Source organism: Sinomonas cellulolyticus (assembly GCF_014656475.1).
GTDB lineage: Bacteria > Actinomycetota > Actinomycetes > Actinomycetales > Micrococcaceae > Sinomonas > Sinomonas cellulolyticus.
On sequence record NZ_BNCM01000018.1, the window covers coordinates 45,630 to 51,629 of the forward strand.

5 protein-coding genes are annotated in these 6,000 nt (G+C 69.4%); 4 read left to right on the forward strand and 1 reads right to left on the reverse strand.

The features are described 5' to 3' along the window. Window positions 1-7: 7 nt before the first annotated feature. Together IE231_RS16945 and IE231_RS16950 are read left to right on the forward strand one after the other, a co-directional pair. Window positions 8-1,297: an ISL3 family transposase gene (locus IE231_RS16945; protein WP_189695173.1), complete on the forward strand. Its 1,290-nt coding sequence runs from the start codon at window positions 8-10 to the stop codon at window positions 1,295-1,297. A 184-nt stretch (window positions 1,298-1,481) separates the two neighbouring features. Further along, the gene (locus IE231_RS16950; RefSeq protein ID WP_189695174.1) at window positions 1,482-1,745 is read left to right on the forward strand and encodes a hypothetical protein; all 264 of its coding nucleotides are present in this window, start codon (window positions 1,482-1,484) and stop codon (window positions 1,743-1,745) included. 123 nt (window positions 1,746-1,868) lie between these two features. Here IE231_RS16950 and IE231_RS16955 read toward each other — a convergent pair whose 3' ends face one another. Beyond that, complete coding sequence (locus IE231_RS16955) at window positions 1,869-2,189, reverse strand: hypothetical protein (RefSeq protein ID WP_189695175.1); 321 nt, start codon at window positions 2,187-2,189, stop codon at window positions 1,869-1,871. Between the two features lie 525 nt (window positions 2,190-2,714). Here IE231_RS16955 and istA point away from each other — a divergent pair. Both istA and istB read left to right on the forward strand, forming a co-directional pair. After that, on the forward strand, window positions 2,715-4,244 hold the full coding sequence (gene istA / locus IE231_RS16960) for an IS21 family transposase (RefSeq protein ID WP_304944929.1): 1,530 nt from the start codon (window positions 2,715-2,717) through the stop codon (window positions 4,242-4,244). Beyond that, the gene (gene istB, locus IE231_RS16965) at window positions 4,241-5,029 is read left to right on the forward strand and encodes an IS21-like element helper ATPase IstB (protein ID WP_189695177.1); all 789 of its coding nucleotides are present in this window, start codon (window positions 4,241-4,243) and stop codon (window positions 5,027-5,029) included. Before istA ends, istB begins: the two co-directional genes overlap by 4 nt. The last annotated feature ends 971 nt before the right edge of the window (window positions 5,030-6,000 follow it).

Genomic DNA, 6,000 nt, shown 5'->3' on the forward strand with positions numbered 1-6,000 from the left:
ACGAGCCTTGGTCGAGCCTACGTCGGGGCAGCCGTGTGCTGCCACCGTGATCTTCAACCTGCCCGAGTACCGCGTCCTCGCCGCTGCCTACTCTGCCTTGGGGGTGCGTCGGATCACGGTGGAGTCCACCGGTGTCCCGGGCTGCCCGGCCTGCGGGGTCGTCTCCGAACGTGTGAAGGACACCCGGCTCCAGCGGATCCGGGACATCCCGGTCGCCGGTGTGGCCCTGGTGCTGTGGCGCAAGCGGCGCTGGTTCTGCGACGAGCCGGCCTGCCCGCGCGGATCGTTCACCGAGGCCACGGACGAGGTCCCCCGCCGGGCCAGGTCCACGCGCCGGCTCATGCGCGCCCTGGCCGAGGCGGTGGTCCTCTCCGGCCGCGCCGCTGTCGAGGCCGCCCGGGCCCACGCGGTCTCGTGGTGGCTGGTGCAGTCCGCGCTGGACGCGGCCGCGGCGACGCTGCCGGACGTGGACGCCCTGGCGCCGAAGCGGCTCGGGATCGACGAGCACCGCTACCGCTCCGTGCGCTGGTACCGCGAGGCCGAAGGCTCCCCGTGGGTGCGGGTCGAGCCGTGGATGACCACGGTCGTGGACCTGGACACCGGGCAGGTGCTGGGCATCGTGGACGGCCGCGACAGCACCGGCGTGGGCGAGTGGCTGTTCGCCCGGCCGCTGGCGTGGCGCCTCGGGGTGGAGGTGGTGGCGATCGACCCGTCCGCGGCGTTCCGCAAAGCCCTGCGGATGTGGCTGCCCCGCACCGCGGTCTCCGTCGACGCGTTCCACCTGGTCTCCTTGGCGAACCAGGCCGTCACGGAGGCCAGACAGCGCCTCTCGCAGGAGATCAGGGGGCGCCGCGGCCGCACCACCGATCCGGGGTGGGCGAACCGGCGCCTGCTCCTGCGCGCCGCCGAGACCCTCTCCGAGCGCGGCCGCAAGCGGCTGCGGGACGTGTTCGGCACGGACGACCCGACCGGGCAGCTGCAGGCCGCCTGGGAGGCCAAGGAACAGCTCCGCACCCTGCTGGCGTCCGGGTCCTTGGAGGAGGCGTGGGACCACCGGCGGATCCTGGAGGGACTCGTCGAGGCTGCCCCGACCGTGGAGACGAAGCGGCTGCTGCGGACCGTGAAGCGCTGGTGGAGCGAGATCGAGGTCCTCATCACCACCGGGGCCACCACGGCGAAGGTCGAGGCCAACAACACTGCGGTCAAGAACATCAAGCGCACCGGCCGCGGCTTCCGCAACCCGGACAACTACAGATCCCGTATCCTGCTCAGGAGCGCCGCTCAGACAGCAGCGTGACACTCACCCAGCAGGACCATTCCCGCGGAAACGCGAAGAGCCCGTTTACATCCCCCGATGTCATGAATGCACTCTAAAGCTTTCCAGGCGCTACGCCTCGAACGTGCGACGCCCGGAGGCCGATCCGCTTCCGCCTTAGCCCTGCTGGCTTGATCGTGCTGCTGACCAGCGCCTGAGGCAGGTGATGACGATCGCCGCGGCCAGGGGGAGCGCGAACACCACTGCGAACGACCTCGGCACGGGCACCGTCCCGTCGAGCCATGAGGCGAGGATCGAGATGGGGTTCCAGGACCGCGACGACCAGTCAGTTCCGGTGGGTGTGATGCGTTCGCTGAGGAATACCGCGGGCAAGAAGACCACGACAGAGAAAATGGCCCACTGCATCACCCCCCACCGGGTCCTAGGGGCGGTTTCGCGCTCGTCGCTCACCGGCTCGAACCACTTCTGAAGCACACGCTGATTCCCCCATTCCGGCGCCCCATGGCGCGTAAGTATCGCCCTGGCACAGGCTATCTGTTAGGCGCCGCACTAGCAGCTGCGCAGTCGACGCCGTGCCGCAGGGGTTGAGGCCTCACGCCGAGGTGCGCGGGCGTCCCTGCGCACTCGTCCACTCGGCCTTTGCCCGAGCTGCGATCTCCTTGAACCGGTCGCTGTCGAGAAAGGGTTCGCCGGGCCTTCGGATCACCCGGCCTAGGTACGGGTCCCGCTGCTCGACATCGACCCGATACTGCGGGAACGTCGTGTACCCCGCCTCGACCTCCGCCCACATCTTGTTCGCAGTGAGCTGCGCCAAGACCAGGAGCGGAATGATCGTGATGACGAGCAGCGTGCTCAGGGTGATATTCAGCCACTGGAGGTACACATGCGCGGAGCTGAGGATGACCAAGGTCACGGGGAGAACCAGGTAGCACGCGGTGTACTTCGATCGGACGCGTGAAAGCGCATAGGCTGATGGGCCGTCGAGAAGGTCCCGTTGAAAAGTCACAGGTGCACCATACGTTGACGGAGGCCAACGCGTTCTTTCCGCGCCGTTCTGTCCTGAATGCGCGCTGAAGAGGATGCTACTTCTCGCCGAAGGACGCCTGCCATGGCTCCCGCAGGTTCCTGTGTTCCTGACAGGCTCGGCCGATCGGAGGAGCGTTTACCCGGCGCGACGAGATGCCCGATGAGCGTATCACCGGCACAGCACCCCGGACTGGTCCCGAATCAAGCCGTCCCCCTGTGTTAGCGGCCATGAAAAACTGCCCATAGGCGGCCACGAAAGTGCCCGCTGGCGGCCAGCAGAACTGCCCGCTGGCGGCCATGAGATCTGCCCACTTCCTCACTGAACCTGCCGCGTCTTGAGCGGCGGGGGCCTCTCCCCGGGATTTGATGACGGTGTCTATGCGCCACCCGAATCGCCAGGAAGAGGCCCTGTATGAAGTCTGACGGAGAAATCATGGAGATTCTTGCTGCCTACGATCTGACCGGGTCGCTGCGCGCAGCTGCGGAGCTGACGGGCTGTTCCCACCACACTGTTGCCGGGCACGTCTCCGCCCGCGACGCCGGCCGGCCCATCGCCGAGCCCGCGCCCCGGCCCCGGGCCACCGACGCGTTCCTGCCCAAGATCGAGGAATGGGTCGAGGCGTCCAAGGGCCGGATCCGCGCCGATGTGGCCCACGGGAAGCTGACCGCGCTGGGCTACGCGGGCTCGGAGCGCTCGACCCGCCGCGCGGTCGCCCAGGTCAAGGCTGCCTGGCGGCTGGGACACGTCCGGGTGCACAGGCCGTGGATCACGGAGCCGGGCATGTGGCTGCAGTACGACTTCGGCGACGGGCCGGCCATCGACGGGATCAAGACCATCCTGTTCGTGGCCTGGCTGGCGTTCTCCCGCTTCCGGATCGTGATCCCGCTGCGGGACAGGACGGCCCCGAGCGTCTACGCGGCGCTGGACCGGTGCTTCCGCATCCTGGGCGGGGCGCCGACCTACGTGCTCACCGACAACGAGAAGACCGTCACCACCGCCCATGTTGCCGGGGTTCCGGTGCGGAACCGGCAGACCCTGGACTTCGCCCGCCACTACGGTGTCACGGTCCTGACCTGCCAGCCCGCCGACCCGGCGACCAAGGGCGGGGTCGAGGCCTCGGTGAAGCTGGCCAAGGCCGACATCGTCCCGACGGAGACCAACCTCCGCGGCGAGTATGCCTCCTTCGCCGAGCTCGAGGCGGCCTGCCAGGGGTTCATGGACGAGGTGAACCACCGCGAGCACCGGGCCACCCGGCGTCGGCCCGCGGACGTGCTGGCCGAGGAGGCGCCCCGGCTGCACCGGGTCCCGGACACGGCGCACACGGTCGCGTTCGGACTGGCCCGCACCGTTCCGGAGAACACCCCGATGGTCACCTACGAGAACGCCCAGTACTCCGTCCCGGCGCACCTGCTCGGCGCCCGCGTGTTCGTCCGCGCCCACGGCACCGGGCCCGGGGAGCAGGTCGTCATCGTCCACCACGGCCCCGCCGGCCCGGTCGAGGTCACTCGGCACGGGCGGGCACGGCCCGGGTCCCCTGCCATCGCCGAGGAGCACTTCCCCGGGGCAAGGGCCAAGGTCCCGGGCGACTACACGCCCCGGGCCCGCAGCGCCCAGGAGGCGGAGTTCCTTGCCATCGGCGCCGGCGCGGCGGCCTGGCTCGCCGAGGCCGCCGCCGCGGGGACCGCACGGATGAACGTGAAGATGGCCGAGGCCGTGGCCCTGGCCAAGATCGCCGGCACCGCCGAAGTCGACAAGGCCCTGGGCGATGCCGCGCTCGACGGACGTTTCGCCCACGGGGACCTCGCCTCGATCCTGAACGCGAGCATCGCACGCACCACCATGCACTCCGCCGACGAGGCCCGGTCCCTGACCCAGGGCACCGCCGCCTGGGCGTCCCTGGGCACCGGAACCCCGACCATCGCGAAGGAGCAGGACCGATGAGCCCGATCACGACCGTGAACACCGCCGCCCCGGCACTCCCGGCCGAGCTCGAGGCCCTGATGCGCCAGCTGAAGATGCCCCACGCCCGCGCCCTGGCCCCCGAGCTGATCGCCACCGCCCGCGCCCAGCGCTGGGAACCCGCCGAGATCATCAAGGCCCTCTTCGCCGAGGAGACCGCCGGACGGGCACGCTCCATGCTCGCCACCCGCCGCAAGGCCGCAGGCTTCCCCACCGGGAAGACCTTCGACGCCTGGGACCCCGCGGCCTCCTCCATCCCCGACCCGACCCAGCAGGCCCTGCGGACCCTGGAATGGGTCCACCGGCGGGAGAACCTAGTCGTCTGCGGGCCCTCCGGGACCGGGAAGACCTTCTTCCTCGAGGCCCTCGGCCAGGCCGCCGTCGAGGCCGGCATGCGCGTGGCCTGGTTCAGGCTCGAAGACCTCGGGGCCCTGATCCGCGCCCACCGCACCGACGACAGCGTCACCCGCGCCGTGACCCGGATCCTGCGCGCCGAGCTCGTCGTGATCGACGACATCGGACTCCTGCCCGTGGCCACCGACGCCGCCGAAGGCCTCTACCGGGTCGTGGACGCCGCCTACGAGAAACGCTCCGTCGCGATCTCCTCGAACCTGCACCCGGCAGGCTTCGACGAGCTCATGCCCAAGACCCTGGCCACCGCCACCGTGGACCGGCTCCTGCACCACGCCCACGTCTGCCAGACCAGCGGCGACTCCATCCGCCTCACCCAGGCCCTCGCCGGGAAAGGAGTGACCCAACTGAACTAGACCCAACCCCAACGATGGCCAAACCCCGCCGAAACCAATCAGTGGGCAGATCCATTGGCCATCACCGGGCAGTTCTCATGGCCACCAGCGGGCACATCCACTGACCGCCAGCGGGCAGAAACCAATGGCCATTGACACCCCTGGCCCTCGTTCGGGTTGACATAGCCGCTGGAACCTAGGCGAGGTCTCGACTGGATTGTCCTTCAGGGGCTCGCTGCCGACTCATAGTCCTGGGCCACGATTCCCATCAAGCAGTTGGGAATTTAGTGCAGGCAGAAGTGCGGCTGGGTCCAGGATGGATGGGGGCTACATTCTCCCGAACCTGTACCCGTCGGACCGGCCCCCTTCGAGTCAGTCGTTGCACTCGACGAGCCCTAGCCGAAGTCGGGCACGGGAAGGAGGAGTCCCGTTCGGTCGCCTGCTCCTTCCCGTGCCCACCGGCAGCCTTTCGTTTCACGGCGCCCCGCCACCCGAGTTCTCAACACGCTGAAGTTGACAGGGAAGGCCAAAGACCTCACCCAGCCCTACAGGGGAGGGGAGGGGGGCTCCTGGTCCAAGATCAAGCGCCGCGAGGACACAGATTCGCTCTGCGCAGCGGTTATCGGGCCACGATCCCGGCCGCAGCAGCTAGTCCTCGGAGCCCGGGACACCGACGGCCGGCTGCGCTTCACCGGCCGCACCGCGCCCCTCCTGGCGGCGCAGGCGGCGATTGCCGCGGGCTTCCTTCATGCACCCACCGCAGAGCACCCGTGGCCCCAAGAAGTGCCCGCGACGGCCCTCGACCGATTCGCGCGGGACCGCGGCGCGGTGCACCTGACCCTTGTGGAGCCGGTCGTCGTGGAAGTGTCCGCCGACTCCGCGCGGTCAGGGGTCGCCTTCCGCCATTCGGTGAGGCTGGCCCGGTTACGTCCAGAGTTGCATCCGATGGAGATCTCATCACCTAGCGCGACGCCCTGAAATCTGCGGGGGCG